At 69.7% G+C, this 17,217-nt stretch carries 15 protein-coding genes; 12 read left to right on the plus strand and 3 right to left on the minus strand.

Going from position 1 to position 17,217, the window contains the following annotated elements:
- Positions 1–26: 26 nt before the first annotated feature.
- The 5 genes from OG589_RS17370 (at position 27) to OG589_RS17390 (ending at position 5,986) form a co-directional block, all read left to right on the plus strand.
- The gene (locus tag OG589_RS17370) at positions 27–704 is read left to right on the plus strand and encodes a 3-oxoacid CoA-transferase subunit A (protein WP_405150279.1); all 678 of its coding nucleotides are present in this window, start codon (positions 27–29) and stop codon (positions 702–704) included.
- Positions 701–1,393 (plus strand): 3-oxoacid CoA-transferase subunit B, encoded by a 693-nt coding sequence (locus OG589_RS17375; RefSeq protein ID WP_405150281.1) that lies wholly within the window; start codon positions 701–703, stop codon positions 1,391–1,393. The genes OG589_RS17370 and OG589_RS17375 overlap by 4 nt, the downstream gene beginning before the upstream one ends.
- Positions 1,394–1,616: 223 nt before the next feature.
- Positions 1,617–2,564, plus strand: a complete 948-nt coding sequence (locus OG589_RS17380; RefSeq protein ID WP_405150283.1) for an alpha/beta fold hydrolase — start codon at positions 1,617–1,619, stop codon at positions 2,562–2,564.
- Positions 2,565–2,991: 427 nt separating this feature from the next.
- Entirely contained in the window at positions 2,992–3,303 is a 312-nt protein-coding gene (locus OG589_RS17385; RefSeq protein WP_405150284.1) for a hypothetical protein, read from the plus strand.
- A 133-nt stretch (positions 3,304–3,436) separates the two neighbouring features.
- Positions 3,437–5,986: a discoidin domain-containing protein gene (locus OG589_RS17390; protein WP_405150286.1), complete on the plus strand. Its 2,550-nt coding sequence runs from the start codon at positions 3,437–3,439 to the stop codon at positions 5,984–5,986.
- A 146-nt stretch (positions 5,987–6,132) separates the two neighbouring features.
- Here the strand turns inward: OG589_RS17390 and OG589_RS17395 are convergent, their stop codons facing one another.
- Positions 6,133–7,347, minus strand: a complete 1,215-nt coding sequence (locus OG589_RS17395) for a cytochrome P450 (protein ID WP_405150288.1) — start codon at positions 7,345–7,347, stop codon at positions 6,133–6,135.
- 134 nt (positions 7,348–7,481) lie between these two features.
- On the opposite strand from OG589_RS17395, the gene OG589_RS17400 reads away from it, so the two are divergent.
- From OG589_RS17400 to tatA, 3 genes are all read left to right on the plus strand, one after another.
- Positions 7,482–8,831 carry an ATP-binding protein gene (locus OG589_RS17400; protein WP_405150290.1) on the plus strand — a complete coding sequence of 450 codons (1,350 nt, stop codon included), beginning with the start codon at positions 7,482–7,484 and terminating at the stop codon, positions 8,829–8,831.
- The gene (locus tag OG589_RS17405) at positions 8,807–8,929 is read left to right on the plus strand and encodes a hypothetical protein (protein ID WP_405150292.1); all 123 of its coding nucleotides are present in this window, start codon (positions 8,807–8,809) and stop codon (positions 8,927–8,929) included. The genes OG589_RS17400 and OG589_RS17405 overlap by 25 nt, the downstream gene beginning before the upstream one ends.
- Before the next feature lie 167 nt (positions 8,930–9,096).
- Positions 9,097–9,405, plus strand: a complete 309-nt coding sequence (gene tatA, locus OG589_RS17410; protein ID WP_405150294.1) for a Sec-independent protein translocase subunit TatA — start codon at positions 9,097–9,099, stop codon at positions 9,403–9,405.
- On the opposite strand, the gene OG589_RS17415 is transcribed toward tatA, so the two are convergent.
- Positions 9,402–10,499 (minus strand): phosphotransferase, encoded by a 1,098-nt coding sequence (locus tag OG589_RS17415; protein ID WP_405150296.1) that lies wholly within the window; start codon positions 10,497–10,499, stop codon positions 9,402–9,404. The genes tatA and OG589_RS17415 overlap by 4 nt on opposite strands.
- 67 nt (positions 10,500–10,566) lie before the next feature.
- Here OG589_RS17415 and OG589_RS17420 point away from each other — a divergent pair, with 67 nt between their 5' ends.
- From OG589_RS17420 to OG589_RS17435, 4 genes are all read left to right on the plus strand, one after another.
- Entirely contained in the window at positions 10,567–13,134 is a 2,568-nt protein-coding gene (locus OG589_RS17420) for a LuxR C-terminal-related transcriptional regulator (RefSeq protein WP_405150297.1), read from the plus strand.
- Between the two features lie 307 nt (positions 13,135–13,441).
- Positions 13,442–14,422 (plus strand): class A beta-lactamase, encoded by a 981-nt coding sequence (bla, locus tag OG589_RS17425; protein WP_405150299.1) that lies wholly within the window; start codon positions 13,442–13,444, stop codon positions 14,420–14,422.
- A 235-nt stretch (positions 14,423–14,657) separates the two neighbouring features.
- A complete protein-coding gene (locus tag OG589_RS17430; RefSeq protein ID WP_405150301.1) occupies positions 14,658–15,740 on the plus strand; it encodes an aldo/keto reductase in 1,083 nt (360 codons plus the stop codon).
- Between the two features lie 120 nt (positions 15,741–15,860).
- Entirely contained in the window at positions 15,861–16,409 is a 549-nt protein-coding gene (locus tag OG589_RS17435; RefSeq protein ID WP_405150303.1) for a hypothetical protein, read from the plus strand.
- A gap of 156 nt (positions 16,410–16,565) precedes the next feature.
- Here OG589_RS17435 and OG589_RS17440 read toward each other — a convergent pair whose 3' ends face one another.
- Positions 16,566–16,907 (minus strand): STAS domain-containing protein, encoded by a 342-nt coding sequence (locus OG589_RS17440; RefSeq protein WP_405150305.1) that lies wholly within the window; start codon positions 16,905–16,907, stop codon positions 16,566–16,568.
- Positions 16,908–17,217 lie beyond the last annotated feature (310 nt).

A 17,217-nucleotide genomic window follows, 5' to 3' on the forward strand; every position in this document is an offset into this window, starting at 1 on the left:
GACGTCCTCGAGAACGTGAGCGCGTCATGACCGCCATCGTCGGCGACCCCGACGAGGCCGTCACGGGGATCGAGGACGGCTCCACCGTCCTGATCGGGGGCTTCGGGATGGCCGGCATGCCGGTCACGCTCATCGACGCGCTGATCCGGCAGGGCGCCACGGGCCTGACCGTGGTCAGCAACAACGCGGGCAACGGCGACACCGGCCTGGCGGCGCTGCTCGCCGCCGGGCGCGTACGCAAGATGATCTGCTCGTTCCCGCGCCAGAGCGACTCCTGGGTGTTCGACGGCCTCTACCGGCAGGGGAGGATCGAGCTGGAGGTCGTCCCGCAGGGCACCCTCGCCGAGCGCATGCGCGCGGCCGGGGCGGGGATCGGCGGCTTCTACTGTCCCACGAGCGTCGGCACGCCGCTGGCCGAGGGCAAGGAGACGCGCACCATCGACGGGCGTGACTACGTGCTGGAATACCCCATCAAGGGCGATGTCGCGCTCATCGGCGCCCATGCCGGCGACCGGATGGGCAACCTCGTCTACCGCAAGACCGCCCGCAACTTCGGGCCCGTCATGGCGACCGCCGCGACCGTGACGATCGCGCAGGTGAGCATGGTCGTCGAGACCGGCGAGCTCGACCCCGAGGCCGTGGTCACCCCCTGCGTCTACGTCGACCGGATCCTGGACCTGAGCGCAGCGGAGGCAGCCTCATGACCGGCTTCTCGCACCCCGCCGGCCGTACGGTCGAGCACCTCGACCGCGGCCCGCTCGGCCGTGACGAGCTCGCCGCCCTCGTCGCCCGCGACATCCCGGCCGGCTCGTTCATGAACCTTGGCATCGGCCAGCCGACGATGGTCGCCGACCACCTCCCCTCCGATTCGGGGGTCGTCCTGCACACCGAGAACGGCATGCTCGGCATGGGGCCCGCCGCGCACGGCGACGAGATCGACCCCGACCTCATCAACGCCGGCAAGATCCCGGTCACCGAGCTGCCCGGCGCGTCTTACTTCCACCACGCCGACTCCTTCGCGATGATGCGCGGCGGCCACCTCGACGTCTGCGTGCTCGGCGCCTACCAGGTCTCCGAACGCGGCGACCTCGCCAACTGGCACACCGGCGCCCCGGACGCGATCCCCGCCGTCGGCGGCGCCATGGACCTGGCCACCGGTGCCAAGGACGTGTTCGTCATGATGACGCTGTTCGCCAAGGACGGCACGCCCAAGCTCGTCCCCCGGTGCACCTACCCGCTCACGGGCCTGGCCTGCGTGAGCCGCCTCTACACCGATCAGGCGGTCTTCCACATCGGTGCGGACGGTGTGACCGTGGCCGAGACGTACGGCACGACCGTGAGAGAGCTCGCCTCCCGGCTGGACGTCACCGTGCGCGCCCTCGGCGACCGCTAGATGCCCATGACGGCTTCGATCTCTACGGAGGCTGAATCACATCCCGGGCCGGTTTGCCGGAGCGGCAACGTGATTCGCTACGGCCTCGCCGTCCGCGGCACGATGAGGGCAACGGCCGCTGGACGCCTGGCGGACCGCCGGTGACGTGATCCCGGCACACGAGGATCGCGAGTGGGGAGGATTGATGTCGCAATATCTTACGGCCACGGAGATCACGCATCGTATGGTCTCTTCGCCGGCGGGCCGTATCCATCTGGTGGAGCAGGGATCCGGGCCGCTTGTGCTGCTGGTGCACGGGTTTCCGGAGTTCTGGTACTCCTGGCGTCGCCAGATGCCGGTACTGGCCTCGGCCGGCTACCGGGCCGTGGCCGTCGACGTCCGCGGCTACGGCCGATCCTCCAAGCCTGAGGACACGGCCGCGTACCGGATGCTCGACCTGGTCGAGGACAACGTCGCCGTGGTGGAAGCCCTGGGCGAGCGGACGGCTGTGGTCGTGGGCCACGACTGGGGCGCGACCATCGCCGCCAACTCCGCTCTCGTCAGGCCCGACGTGTTCCGCGCGGTCGGGCTGCTGAGCGTGCCGTACGCCCCGCGCGGCGGGCCGCGGCCCAGCGAGGTGTTCGCGCGGATGGGCGGAGAGGAGGAGTTCTATGTCAGCTACTTCCAGGAGCCCGGCCGGGCCGAAGCCGAGATCGAACCAGACGTCCGCGGCTGGCTCGCCGGCTTCTACGCCGCCCTGTCCGCCGACACCATGCCGGCCGCCGGCGCCCCGGACCCGCACTTCGCCTCCCGAGGCGGGACGCTGCGCGACCGGTTCCCCGCCGGGCGGCTCCCCGCCTGGCTCAGTGAGGACGACCTCGACGTCTACGCCGCGGAGTTCGAGCGGACCGGCATGAGAGGGGCGCTCAACCGCTACCGGAACATGGACCGGGACTGGGAAGACCTCGCCGGCTTCGACGGCTCCCCCATCACCCGGCCGTCCTTGTTCATCGGCGGCACGCTGGACGCCTCGACCACCTGGATGGCCGACGCCATCGAGGCATACCCGGCCACCCTGCCCGGCCTGGTCTCCTCCCACCTGCTCGACGGCTGCGGCCACTGGATTCAGCAGGAGCGCCCCGAGGAGGTCAACGACATCCTGACCGCCTGGCTCGCCTCCTTGCCCATTTGACCTCCTGGCATACGGCTCGGCTGCCTTCCGGATGAGTACACGGCTTCTTCCTCGGTTCGAGGGGGGAGCCGTGGCGTCGTTGGAGAGGAGAGCGCTCTCCATGAGAGTGGTCCGCGCTGTCACGGGTTGTCAAGGGCCGAAGCGCGCCTAATCAGATCCGACGGTCAATGCCTTTGGCGAGGGAGGTTCGCCGACCCCCGCGGCCACCTGGGCGGAAACCTGCGACCCGGACATCATGCGACCGCGGCGCCCGAAGGGGACGAGATTCGGGCGGTCAGGTTTCCGGCGGGTAAGCAGCACGTTTCTTCCGTGTTGAAAGATGAGCCTTGACACCGATCACTCGCCAAGGGCACTCTCATGTCGGAGAGCGCTCTCCCACATTCTTGTCGCCCCGTGCGACAGGCATCCCCTTTCACGAGGAGAGATCGTGTATCCAGGTCGACGTCCGGGCCGGTTCCGATTCGGCGAGCTGGAACGCGGTCCGATCACCGCCATGATGGTCGGCTCGCGGACCGCGGCACCCGCCGCCGGCAGGTCCGCCGCCGACGACCTCGACGGGGATGAGCTCCGCAACGCGTACGAGATCCCGACCTCCACCAACGGCCCCGCCTGGACCAGCGCCCAGGCCACCACGACCGGCGACCGAGGGTCCGACGACCTCGACCTCCCCGAACCCCGGCTCGCACTCACCCCGCGCGGCAACTCCTACGGCCACTCGCTTCACGATTCCGGCATCTAGTGCTAGGTGCCGGACAACCCGCCCTCGCGAGCGGTGCTCGATCCACCGGCCATGGCCGAGCACCGAGCGCATCCGTGGGCGGGAGGCGCCCCCGTACCCCCCCCGTACCTTCGAAAAGTGGAAACGGAATGACATGAGACTGAGACCCATCGGGGCCGCACTCGCGGTCCTGGGCGGCCTGCTCGCCGTACCCGCGGTCGTCGCCCCGGCGCACGCCGCCGAGACCCTGCTCTCGCAGGGGAAAACCGCGACGGCCTCGTCGACGGAGAACGCCGGCACCCCCGCGGCCTACGCGGTGGACGGCAACACCGCCACCCGCTGGTCCAGTGCCGCCAGCGACCCGCAGTGGCTCCAGGTGGACCTGGGCGCCGCGGCCCCCATCAGCAAGGTCGTGCTGAACTGGGAAGCCGCCTACGCCACCGGGTACAAGATCCAGTCCTCGCTGAACGGCACGACCTGGACCGACCTGCAGACGGTCACCGGCGGTGACGGTGGCATCGACACCCTGACGGTGACGGGCAACGGCCGTTACGTCCGGATGCTCGGCAGCACCCGTGCCACCGGCTACGGATACTCCCTGTGGGAGTTCCAGGTGTACGGCGACACCGGCGGCGGCACCACCGGCCCGTGCGACGCCGGCAACGCCGCGCTGAACAAGCCCGCGAGCGCGTCCTCACAACAGGGCGCCGACCTCGCCGCGAAGTACGCCTTCGACGGGAACACCGGCACCCGCTGGTCCAGCCTGTCCAGCGACCCGCAGTGGGTGCAGGTCGACCTCGGCTCGGCTCAGGACATCTGCAAGATCGACCTGAACTGGGAGGCCGCGTACGGCAAGGACTTCGCGATCCAGGCATCCGCCGACGGCACGACCTGGACCGACCTGAAGAAGGTCACCGGCGCCACCGGTGGCGTCGCGTCCTACGACGTGACGGGCTCGGGCCGGTACGTCCGCATCTACGGCACCGCCCGCGGGACCGGCTACGGCTACTCCCTGTGGGAGGTCGCCGTCCACACGACCGGGGGCGGCGGGCCGCAGCTGCCGGGTGGCGGTGACCTCGGCCCGAACGTGAAGGTCTTCGACTCCTCCATGTCGGCCGCCACCATCCAGTCGCAGATCAACCAGATCTTCACCCAGCAGGAGGCGGCGCAGTTCGGCAACGGACGGTACGCGCTGATGTTCAAGCCGGGAAGCTACGACGTCAACGTCAACACCGGCTTCTACACCTCGGTCTACGGCCTCGGGCGCAACCCCGACGACGTCACGGTGAAGGGTGTCAGCGTCGACGCGGGCTGGTTCAACGGCAACGCCACCCAGAACTTCTGGCGGTCGACCGAGAACCTGTCCGTCGCCCCCTACGACGGCACCAACCGATGGGCGGTCGCCCAGGCCGCGCCGTTCCGCCGCATGCACATCAAGGGCGGGCTGAACCTGGCCCCGTCGGGCTACGGCTGGGCCAGCGGCGGCTACATCGCCGACAGCAAGATCGACGGCACCGTCGGGCCGTACTCGCAGCAGCAGTGGTACACCCGCGAGAGCACCATCGGCGGCTGGACCAACGGCGTCTGGAACATGGTCTTCTCCGGCGTCGAGGGCGCTCCGGCCAACGCCTTCCCCGAGCCGCGGTACACGACGCTGAACAACACGCCGGTCAGCCGCGAGAAGCCGTACCTGTACCTGGAGGGCAACACCTACAAGGTGTTCGTCCCCAGCAAGCGCGTCAACGCGCGTGGCACCACCTGGGCGGGCGGCGCGACCCCGGGCACGTCCATCGGGCTCGACCAGTTCTACGTCGCCAAGCCGGGCGTCACCGCCGCGACCCTCAACCAGGCGCTCACCCAGGGGCTGCACCTGCTGTTCACTCCGGGCATCTACCACCTGAGCCAGACGCTCAACGTGAACAGGGCGGACACCATCGTCATGGGTCTGGGACTCGCGACGCTGGTCCCCGACAACGGCGTCACCGCGATCAAGGTCGCCGACGTGGACGGGGTGAAGCTCAACGGCTTCCTGATCGACGCCGGCACGGTCAACTCGCCCACGCTGCTGGAGATCGGGCGGCAGGGCGTCCACACCGACCACTCCGCCAACCCGACGTCGATGCAGGACGTGTTCGTCCGCATCGGCGGGCAGTTCGCCGGCAAGGCGACGACCAGCGTGGCCGTCTACAGCGATGACGTGATCATCGACCACACCTGGCTCTGGCGTGCCGACCACGGCAGCGGCGTCGGCTGGACCGTCAACACCGCCGACTACGGACTGCGGGTGTACGGCGACGACGTGCTCGCCACGGGCCTTTTCGTCGAGCACTACCAGAAGTACAACGTGGAGTGGCTCGGCGAGCGTGGCCGCACCATCTTCTTCCAGAACGAGCTCCCCTACGACCCGCCGAACCAGGCCTCGTACATGAACGGCGGCATCAAGGGCTGGGCCGCCTACAAGGTGGACAACGCGGTCACCACCCACGAGGGCTGGGGCCTGGGCAGCTACTGCAACTTCACCAGCGACCCCGCCATCGAGGCCGACCACGGCTTCGAGGTTCCGGTGAAGCCGAACGTGAAGTTCCACAGCGTGCTCGTCGTCTCCCTCGGCGGCATGGGCAAGTACAACCACGTCATCAACGACACCGGCGCCCCGGCGTCCGGCACCGCCACCGTCCCGTCCACCGTCACCTCCTACCCGTGATCCACACAGCCGCTCCGTCCCAGCGGTGACACACGGCCGGCGCCCCCCGATCGACTCTGACCGGGGGGCGCCGGTGGCGTTGCGGAAACATCGCACACGGCCTCGGCGCATTTCTGATCACGAACGAGCGGCTCACACGGATGAGGTCATCCGCCCGTGGTCACGTGCATGGCGACGGGCCGGTAGACCAGGCCATCGGTCCAGGTCACCGATTCGGGTGACGCGGTCAGGCGGAGGGCGGGCCGCCGGGTGACCAAGGCTCTGATCGCCTCGGTGAGCTCGACCCTGGCGAGGCTGGCAGCCAGGCAGCGATGCGGGCCGTAACCGAATGCCACATGCGGGTTCGGGGGGTGGTGGACGAAGCGGTGGATGTCGAACCGGCCCGGCTCGGGAAACGCCTGCGGATCGTGGTTGGCGGCGTTCAGGTTCGGCATGACGACCGTCCCGGCGCCCAGCGAGCCACTGGGAAGGTCGATGTCTTCGGTGACCCGGCGCATGAAGGCGCTGGCGGGCGGCCCGTCAAAGCGGAGGATCTCCTCGACCGCGGTGGCAGTGAGGGCCGGGTCCGCTACCAGCTCGGCCCACTGGCCGGGGTGGAGGAGCAACCTGAAGACACCGCGGGCGATCATTGAGGCCGTCGTCTCGTGACCGGCCGTGATGAGAGAGAAGACGGTGTTGACCAGCTCACCTTCCGACAGCCGGTCGTCCTCGTCCCTGGCCTGGATGAGCAGGTCGACAAGGTCATCGCCGGGCCTGGCCCGATGCTGGGCGACCAGGTCGGCGGCATAGGCCATGAATTCGGTGTAGCCCTCGTAACGTGCCTGCTCGTTGGCCGTGGAGGTGGTCAGGAACATGTCCGTCCACCGGACGAACTGCTCGTAGTGGTCCATCGGCACGCCGAGCATCTCGCAGATGACATGGCCCGGTAGCCGCAGCGCGTATCCCTGGACCAGGTCGAAGTCGTCGCCCAGCGCGTCGAGGAGTTCTCTGGCGATGTTCGCGATGCGGGGGCGCCACGGTTCGATCTGGCGCGGAGTGAAGGTGCCCTGCATGATCCGGCGGTAGCGGGTGTGCTCAGGCGGGTCCTGATTGATCAGCGCGTCCGGGTCGTCGTCGATGCCTATGCCGCTCACCAGCCGCGGCAGCCCTGGTATGCGCAGGTTGCGGCTGCACGTGGGCGAGGCCAGCAGAGCGCGGACGTCCTCGTACCTGACGGCCAGCGGGACGCGGTCTCCGCTGGGCATGGCCGCCGGCTCCAGCGGCCCCGACTCGCGCCTGTGGGCGAACTCCGGCGGCGGCGTGGCGAGCGGCCCCGGGACGATGTCCGGCCAACTCCCGTTCGGATCCGGCTCGGCGGTCATCGCAACCCCTTCCAGCCTGGGAGACAGGAGACGGCCCCTCGTGGAACGTACGAAACGCCGTGCCACCCGTCAACAGCTTCGGCCCGCCGTCGCATCGGGGCGGAACTGTCGGGGAAGTCTGCCAATGTGGACGCATGGACCTCAGTGACGCCCAAGGGCTGGCCCAGGCTCTGAGCGAGATTCTGAAAGACGCGCATCAACAGCTGGACGCGGCACGGGAGAAGCCCGAGCTGGTGGCGCGGGTGACCGGGCACCTCGGATGCGATCTGAAGAACGTCGTCAACGTGGTCGAGACCTTCCCCGCCTGGGAGCACGTCAACCTGCAGCGCGGCGTGGACGCCTACCTGGCCGCGCACAGCTCCGGGGCCGAGTGGTTCGGGATCGCCGGACACGGGCGCGAGCACAACGACTTCGTCAACATGCTGGCCAGCGCGGACCGCGGCTGGGAGCGGTTCGAGCCCGGCGCGGTCGACTACGCCACAGCCGCGACCGGCCCCGACCAGACCACCGAAGTGATCTCCCTCGGCCTGGTCCTGACCCGCTCTCCCGACGGCACTCCGGTGGTGGTCGGGGTGCGGGCGGGGCACGAGCACATGCCGCACTGTCAGGTGGTCGTGCTGGCCCCGGACCGGCACGGCGCCAAGCGCACCCGCGACGAGATCGAGCGCCTGATGCGCGAGCACGACGTCTACCAGGGTCAGATCCTGTCGTTCGTGTGGAGCGAGCACCGCGGCAACGACCTGGTGACGTTTCTCCCGCGTCCGGAGCTGACCGCCGACCAGGTGATCCTCCCCGACGGCGTACTGGCCACCATCGAGCGGCACATCGTGGGGATCGCCGAGCACGCGGTGCGGCTGCGGGAGCACGGCCAGCACCTCAAGCGCGGCCTGCTGCTGCACGGCCCGCCTGGCACCGGCAAGACCCACAGTGTCCGCTACCTCATGGGCCGGATGCGCGACTGCACGGTGATCGTGATGACCGGCTCGGCGATCCGATACGTCACCCAGGCCGCGGGGCTCGCCCGGCGGCTGCAGCCGGCGATCGTCATCCTGGAGGACGTCGACCTGGTCGCCCGCGACCGCTCCTACACCGAGGACGGCAACCCGCTGCTGTTCGCGCTGCTCGACGCGATGGACGGGGTCGGCGCCGACGCCGACGTCACGTTCGTCCTCACCACCAACCGGGCGGACGTGCTGGAGCGGGCGCTCGCCGACCGTCCCGGCCGGGTCGATCTGGCCGTGGAGATCCCCAAACCGGATGCCGCCGGGCCGCGCTGCTCCGGCTCTATGCCCGCGACCTGCGGCTGGAGGCCGACATCGAGCCGATCGTGGCCAAGACCGAGGGCGCCACGGCGTCGTTCTTCAAGGAGCTGCTGCGCCGCGCGGTGCTCGCAGCGCTGCGGAACGGCGACACCGTGCCGACGCTCACCGACCAGCACCTGGGCGGGGCGCTGCAGGACATGCTCGGCGAGCGCGAGGCGCTGACCAGATCTCTGCTCCGCTCCGGCGAGCAGGTCCATGAGAACGATGAGGAGTACGACGGGCCGCCAGGCTTCGACGAGCCCCGCCACGGCTTCCCCTGAGGCGCCTCCTCCAGCATCTCCTTCTCCGGGTTCGGGGAGTCCTGAGCGCAGGTGCTTACGCTCAGGAAAGCAGACCGGGACGACAAGCAGCAGTGCGGCGACGTAAGCGAATGGGGGGCACCGTACGCTGTTGTCCAACGAGGAACAACAAGAAGGGAGCCGGTGCCATGGGTTCGCTTAGCCCGGTGCATTGGGTGATCGTGGCGTTGGCGTTCGTGGTCCTGTTCGGCGCGAAGAAACTGCCCGACACCGCTCGCGCCCTGGGACAGTCGCTGCGGATCTTCAAGTCGGAGACCGCCAAGATGAACGAGGAGAATCCCGCCGGCCCGGCCCAGGGACCGGCCGGGTCCTCACCGTCGGCCGAGCAGATCACGGCCGCACCAGAACCATCTCTGGAGGAGCAAGCCCGGCTCCTGGAGGAGCGGGCCGCCGCACTGCGCGCGCAGGCGGGCACTCCGCGAGATCTACACAACTAAAAACCCGCTGAGAATCGCAGGCCGAGATCGGCGATGAACCTGGCGAGCCTCATTCGCTTGCGGAAAAGCTCGTCCAGCGCCGGCGTCGGCTCCTGGTCAAGCAGCTCGCCGGGCAGCGCGCTGAAGCCGCAGCGCAGCAGCGAGGTCCCCACATAGCCGAAGGCGACCTCACCGGGGTCGCCACCGGAACCCTCGGTGTACGCCGTCATGATCTCGGCGTGGATCGCGGGCAGGTCGCCGGGTTCTGTGACGCCGGCGAAGGCCAGCCCGGCCAGGAGCTGCGCGAGATCGAAGCCGACCGGGTACGCGCCCGGCCAGCTCCAGTCGATCGCCACGAACTCCGCCGAGCCGTCGGCCGGGATCAACAGGTTCTGCGGGCAGGCGTCACCGTGGACGAGCGTCTGGGGCAGCATGTCCAGTGCGTCGAGGAAGGCGGGGATCCGCTCCGCCAAGGCCAGCAGGTCGTCGCGGAGCGACGCGTCCGCGTGCCTGGCGACCAGCGGGTGCTCCCAGGTCGCCGGGTCCCTCAGCACCGGGAGCAGCTCGTGCGCGACCCTGCCCGCGCAGTAGGGACGCAGTCCCGGGCCGGGTGTGGACGAGGCCCCTGCCGCCGGTCGCATCGCCGCGAGTCTTCCCAGCAGCCGGGCGGCCGTTCGATATCGCGGGAGGCTCCAGTCCTGCGGCCCCATCCGTACGTCCTCCATCCACAGGACCACGCGGTCGTCTCCGAGAGCGTCGGCGTGGAACAGGCGGGGCAACCTGAGGCCGTCGGGAAGCGGCAGGCCACAGGTGTGCGCCTCCAGCTCGGCCCGCCACGGGAAGGACACGATGAAGTCCTCCCGCATCTCTTCCGGCACCACCGTGATCAACGGCCAGTACCGGGGCGAGCCGATGGACTTGACGAACAACGACCAGGTCTCGCCCCATGTCGTCGTGCCCTTAACCCGTGACAGCGACATTGTGCTTGGGGAGGGCGAGTGGTAGTCGACGGCCTCGACATGCCAGTCGCCGAGTTCGGCGTCCGCGCGTCCGACGACCTCCCGCACCACCTGGGTCATGATGGCCGGCTTCACCAGGCCGTCGATTTCCGTCATGGGCCGAGCCTGCTCCGGTGACGCGAGGTCTCGCATGAGTATGGCCTACTCAACTACGCTCGACGCCGTGCGGACCCCTTGGCCCTTCGCCGGCCGTGCGGCGCAGCTCGCCGCGATCAGGCAGGCCGTCGAAGCGGGCGGCGTCGTCATCGCGGGGGCCGCCGGAGTCGGCAAGAGCCGGCTCGCCGCGCAGGCCGTCGGCCACGCCGAGGGTTTCACCCTGGCATCGATCCGCGCCACCGAGGCGGCGGCCGAGCTGCCGTTCGGCGCCTTCGCCCACCTCCTGCCCACCCCGCCGGAACACCAGATCAACCCGCTGCGGTGGGCCGCGAAAGAGCTGCGCGCGGGCCGTCTGCTGCTCGCCGTCGACGACGCCCACCTGCTCGACGCCGCGTCCGCCGCCCTCGTCCACCACCTGGTCCACCACGGCGAGGCGCGGCTGATCGCGACCGTACGCAGCGGCGCGCCCGCACCGGACGCGGTGATCAGCCTGTGGAAGGAAGACCTGGTCCAGCGGCTGGAGCTGGCGCCGCTGTCACCGGAGGAGACCGGGGAGGCGCTGTCAGGGGCGCTCGGCGGGCAGGTCGAGGGCCAGACCGTGCACCGTCTCTGGCAGGTGAGCCAGGGAAACCCCCTGTTCTTGCGCGAGCTGGTTCTCGCGGGGCGGGCCACAGGGGCGCTCGCGGCCGGCGGCGCGTTGTGGAGGTGGACCGGTGAGCTCGCCGTCACGACCCGGCTGCGAGAGCTGGTCGACCGGCGCATCGGCGCGGTCACCGACGCCGAGCGGGAGGTCCTGGAGTTCGTGGCGTACGGCGAGCCGATCGGCGCCGAGCTGGTGGCCCGGCTCGGGCCGGCCGACGTGCTGGAACGGCTGGAGGACCGCCAGCTCGTCACGATCTCGCAGGAGGGCCGCAGGCTGCTGGCGCGCATGGCCCATCCCCTGTACGGGCAGGCCGTGCGGGCCAGGTGCGGCAAGCTCCGCGCGCGGCGGGTGCTGCGGCGGCTCGCGGAGGCCGTGGAGGCGGCCGGGCTGAGACGGCGCGAGGACGCGGTACGTGCGGCGATCTGGCGACTGGACAGCGGCACCACCGCGTCCCCTCGCCTGCTGATGGAGGCCTGCCGCATGGCGCGGCTCGCCCGCGATCTGGCGCTCGCCGAGCGGCTGGCCCGGGCCGCCCTGGCCGCGGGTGGCGGCGCCGAGGCGAACCTCAACCTGTCGCGGATCCTGCACTACCTCGACCGGTACGAGGAGGCCGAGGAGGTGCTGTGGGACGTGACACTCACTGACGCCGGCCAGCGAATCGAGTACACCGCGGCCCGCGCGCTCAACCTCTACTGGGGTCTCGGCCGCGAGCGCGAGGCGCGTGCCTTGCTGCACGAGATGGCCGGGACGGACGAAGTGTCGCGCCAGGCCGGGCATGTCCTCAAGGCCCTGATCGACTCGTTCGCCGGAGATCTCGCCGAGGCCGAGGCCGAGCTCGATCGGGTGATGGCGATGGGCTCCCTCGACGAGCGGACCCTCCAGTCGGTCCAGCCGTTGCTGGCGGGGCTGTACGCCTTCGACGGGCGGGCACGGAAGGCGGTCGCGATCGTCGAGGAAGGCCGTTCGGACACCTTTCCGAGCTATCTCGCCTCCTTGCTCGAATACGGGGTCACCGCCGCCATCGTGATGGGCGACCTGCCGTCGGCCGAGAGGTACGCCATCGAGGGGTACCGGCTGGGAGAGGAGTACGGCGCGTGGACTCGCGCGCTCGTCGGCTTCGGCGCCGACCGGGCCCACGTGTGCCGGCTCAGGGGTGAGCTCGACGAAGCCCTGCGGCTGTGCCGGGAGGCGACGGCGAGGCTGCCACGACGGAGCGTGTACGCGGGCGAGTGCCTCGGGCAGCTGGCCCATGTGCTGGCGTTGCGCGGCGACGCGGCCGCCGCTCATGACGCCTTGCGCGCGGCAGAGGACGCGATCATATCGACCGGCCATCTCGTCATGTACCCGCTCTGGCTCGCCCGCACCTGGGCGCTCGCCGCCGACGGTGACGTGCCTGGAGCGATACAGCAGGCTCAGCGCACCGCCGCCGAGGCGGCCGGGCGACGGCTGCGAGCCTATGAGCTCACCGCCTTGCACGACCTCGTACGCCTTGGCGCCGCTCATCTTGCCGCGCCGCGACTGGCCGAGCTGGCCGGGGAGGTCGACGGCCCTCTCGCCATGCTGTTCTCCCGGCATGCCGCGGCCTGCGTAGTGAAGGACGGCGAAGCCCTTGACGCGGTGTCCGCCGAGTTCGATTCGCTGCACCTGCCGGTGCACGCCGCGGAGGCGGCCGTCCAGGCGGCGGTCCTCCACGACGAGGCGGGCCGTCCCCGCGCCGCCAAGGCCGCGCGGACCCGGGCCTGGCCCCTCGCCGACCGCTGCCAGGGCGTGCGCACCCCCGCCCTGGTGCGCCTGGCCCTTCCCGATCTCACCGAGCGGCAGCGCGAGATCGCTTCGCTGGCCGCCACGGGCATGACCAACCGGCAGATCGCCGAGCGCCTCGTCCTTTCGATCCGCACGGTCGCGAACCACCTCGCGGCGGTCTACGACCGGCTCGGCGTGGGCGACCGCGAGGCCCTCGGCCAAATCCTCGGACGCCTCGACCGGCGCTGACATCTCATGACTCGCTACTGACGTGTGATCAAGAAGGCGTACGAAAGGTCAGGGCGGTGTGCCGACGCGGGTCGTAAGCCTCCGGACCGTTTCGACGTCCTTTACATTGTAGATCAACATTCGCAGGGACCGGGTGATCATTTGGCGTGGAAGACCGGGAACCGCGGACTTTGCGACGATGAACGCGCGGCCGGTGTTGGCGATATGGAAATCGATATCGATTGCTTTCTAAGACCGATATTAGACATCTCCTGATCACATCTGCTTTGCTCCTGCTCTCTGACATACGGCCAGCAAAGGATTTGACATGCGATACTTCCGCGCCCGCCGGCTCGCGGCCGCGCTGCCCGCGACCGCCTTGGCGATCTCCCTCCTGTCCGGTTGCGGCCCCGGCGCGGAAACAGCCTCGGCCGCGCCGGCGGCAGCAACGGCGCCTGCGGCCCCGGCGGCGGCGGCAACGGCGCCGGCGGCGGTTTCGGGAGAGGCCCAGATCAGGAAGGACCTGCGCAAGCTGGAGGTGTCCTTCAAGGGCCGCATCGGCGCGTACGCCATCGACACGGCCACCGGCAAGACGGTGACGTATCGGGCGGGCGAGCGCTTCCCGTTGCTGTCCACCTTCAAGGCGCCCCTCTGCGCGGCCGTGCTGCACAAGGCGCGCACCTCCGAGCCCGGCCTGATGAGCAAGGTCGTCAAGTGGACGGCCGCCGACCTGAAGCCCAACTCGCCGATCACCGAGAAGCACGTCGAGGACGGCCTGAGCGTCGCCCAGTTGTGCGAGGCTGCCGTCACGATGAGCGACGGCACCGCGTCCAACCTGCTGCTCAAGCAGATCGGCGGGCCCGCCGGCCTGACGAAGTACTTCCGTACGCTGAAGGACCCGATCTCCCGTATGGACCGCCGGCACCCCGAACTCAACGACTGGACCCCCAAGGAGAAGCGCGACACCACCACGCCCGCGGCCATCGGCCGCGACCTGCGCGTGCTCACGACCGGGAAGGCGCTGCACACCAAGGACCGGGAGCAGCTCAACGCCTGGCTGATCGCGAACAAGACCGGCGACGAGCGCATCCGCGCCGGCCTGCCCAAGACCTGGACGATCGGCGACAAGACCGGCACCAACTCCTCGGGGTTCGGCGGTGGGAACGACATCGCCGCCATCTGGCCCGAGAAGGGCGCCGCTCCCATCATCATGGCGATCTACACCAACCGCTCCGCGGGCCTCGCCACCGACAACAAGGCCATCGCGAAGACCGCCACCATCCTGGCCCGCGGGCTCGGCAAGCTCTGAGGCCCAGCCGGGGGGACGAAGATCGTACGTCTCGTCGGGCGCCGGTACTCGTGGCCGGGATCGCGATCCCGGCCCGGGGGCCCGGTCGCGGAAGCATCCGCGACCTCGCTGCGGCAAGCCCGATCCAGGCGAAATCGAGAGGATTGTGCAAGCTCCGGCGCGGATCGGTCTACCGCGCACCACGCGGATCGCGCTTGCATGGTGGGGACATTCCGACACACAAGGAGGAGCGTTCATGCCGCTCGATCACTACGTCACCCTCGGCAGGTCGGGGCTGCGGGTCAGCCCGTTCGCGCTCGGAGCCATGACCTTCGGAGAGGATCCGGGGGCCGCCGGGTGCAGCGTCGAGGAGTCAGAGAAGATCTTGGCGACCTACCTCGATCTGGGAGGGAACTTCATCGACACCGCGAACTTCTACACCAACGGCCACTCCGAGAAGATCCTCGGGGACTGGTTCGCCGCCCACCCCGGCCGGCGTGAGCGTGTGGTGCTGGCGTCGAAATTCTTCGGCAACCTCTTCCCCGGTGACCCAAACGGTGGCGGTGCGGGCCGCTCGTCGATCATTGCCCAGCTCGACGAGACCCTGCGCCGGATGCGCACCGATTACTTGGACCTGTATTGGCTGCACAACTGGGACCGGCACACTCCGATCGAGGAAACGTTGCGCACCCTCGACGACCTCGTCCGAGCCGGAAAGATCCGCTACATCGGGTTCTCCAACACCCCGGGCTGGGTCACCGCACAGGCCCAGACGACGGCACTGCTGAAGGGCTGGACGCCGCTGATCGCGCTGCAGGTCGAGTACTCGCTGTTGGCCCGCACCGTCGAGGGCGAACTCGCGCCGCTCGCGCTCGACCAGGGCATGGCGCTGGTTCCCTGGAGCCCGCTGAAGAACGGTTTCCTGTCGGGCAAGTACCGGCGCGGTGCACAGGTCACCGACTCCGCCCGCACGGCCTTCGTCGGCGGCCCCAGCGAGGAGGAGTTCGCGGTCATCGACGCCGTCGCCGCGATCGCCGGCGAACTCGGGACCACGTCCGCGGCGGTGGCGCTGGCCTGGCTGCGCGCCCGTGAAGGCACCGTCGTGCCCATCCTCGGCGCCAGGCGCATGGAACATCTCAAGGACAACCTCACCGCCCTGGAAGTGCCCCTCAGCCCGGAGCACCTCCGGGTACTGGACGAGGTGTCGGCCCCGACCCTGAACTACCCGGCACCGATGCACGGCGCGTCGCGCGCGATGTTGCAGTTCGCCGGAGCCACGGTGGACGGAGACCCGTCGACCGTCTATCCCCCGCTGGCGCAGAGCTCCGTCCGCTACTGAGCGTCCGCGCCGCAGACGGTGCAGCTCTTGTCGGGAGTCGCGGCCTTGCCTCCCCCACGCGGATTTCGAACGATCACCGGATGCGCCAACCAAATGCCAGCTCTGACAGTCTCATCTGTCATGAAGCCTTCCGCGAAGCCCTCGGCGTCTCTCAGCGTTCTCTTCCGGACCACGACGGTCGCCGCCACGGTCGCCGCCACGCTGGTCGCCGGGGCGGTCGCCGCCGACGCCGCCACCATCCCGAAGTTCAAGCAGCCCAAGATATTCGGGACGTCCTTCCAGACCGATCCGCACCACGACTTCACCAGGCGGATCAGCACGCGGCACGACGGCATCCTGCGCGGCTGGGTCACGCACTACAAGGCCGGGGTGGCCGAGTACACGCCGATCAAGTGGGTGAAGGACAAGACCGGCAACACCGAAGGATGGTTCACCGGCCCGCCCGAGGGCGACGTCACCGCCTACGCCTCCCCCGTCTCGGCGAAGCTCGCGTACTACAGCGCCACCGGGTGCAAGGGCACGGAGGTGACCGTGGACCACAAGGGCTTGGGCGACAAGCGCTGTTCGAGCAAGGTGGTCACCTCCCGCCTGAGGTCCGGTCGGCGTCCGGCGCTCATCACCGTGTACAAGGGCAAGATCGTGAAGTTCCAGGAGATCTTCACCCCCTGACGACCGGGCGCCTCGCCGCTGGCCGACCAGCCGGGGCCGTGATCACCGCCGACATCGCTCCCGCGTCGGTGCACGCCCTCACCGCGCGGCTCGTCCGCGCCGGTGTAACGCGGCCGGGACCTGCGGTACGGGGTCGCGTGGGCGCGGTGGCGCGGGTCAGGAGGACAGGCTGGTCACGGCCTCTTCCACGGTGTCGGAGAAAGAGAACAGCCGGTCCAGGCCCATGATGTAGAAGATGTGGGCGATGTCGGGATCGAGCCCGGCCAGGACCAGAGCCATTCCAGAGCCCTCGGCGCGCTGGTGGGCGGCCACCAGCGCGGCGATGCCGGTGGAGTCGCAGAACTTCAGGGCCGACAGGTCGATGACCAGCCCCGGGCCGGGACCGAAAGAGAGCTCGTCCAGGGCGGCACGCAGGCGCGGGGTGGTGTGGTGGTCGAGGTCACCGCCGACGACCACCAAGCGGGGACCGGCGGGATGGCTCTGGAGTGCGACGGTCAAACCGTGATCATGCTGCACCAAGGCTCCTGGAGGAGTACGGCGGTCGACTGGGCGACGCGGATGGGGCGAGGACCGCGGTGTCGTCCGAGACCCTCTCACCGAGGGCGGCGATCAGGTTGTGCACCGTGGTGAGAAGGCCGTCGGCGGTGGCGGGGATGACGGTGAACCCGTCGTCGGGCCGCAGGACACCGGGGACCGCGGTGCGGTGTGGCGCCGGCGCTTCATCGACGGTGTTGACCTCGGGCTCCTTCCGCGCATTGCGCTCCGCACCCCTGAGGGACGGAGCGGTGTCCTGTGAGCGATTTGCCTT

The sequence above is a fragment of the Sphaerisporangium sp. NBC_01403 genome (assembly GCF_045040145.1).
GTDB classification, from domain to species: domain Bacteria; phylum Actinomycetota; class Actinomycetes; order Streptosporangiales; family Streptosporangiaceae; genus Sphaerisporangium; species Sphaerisporangium viridialbum.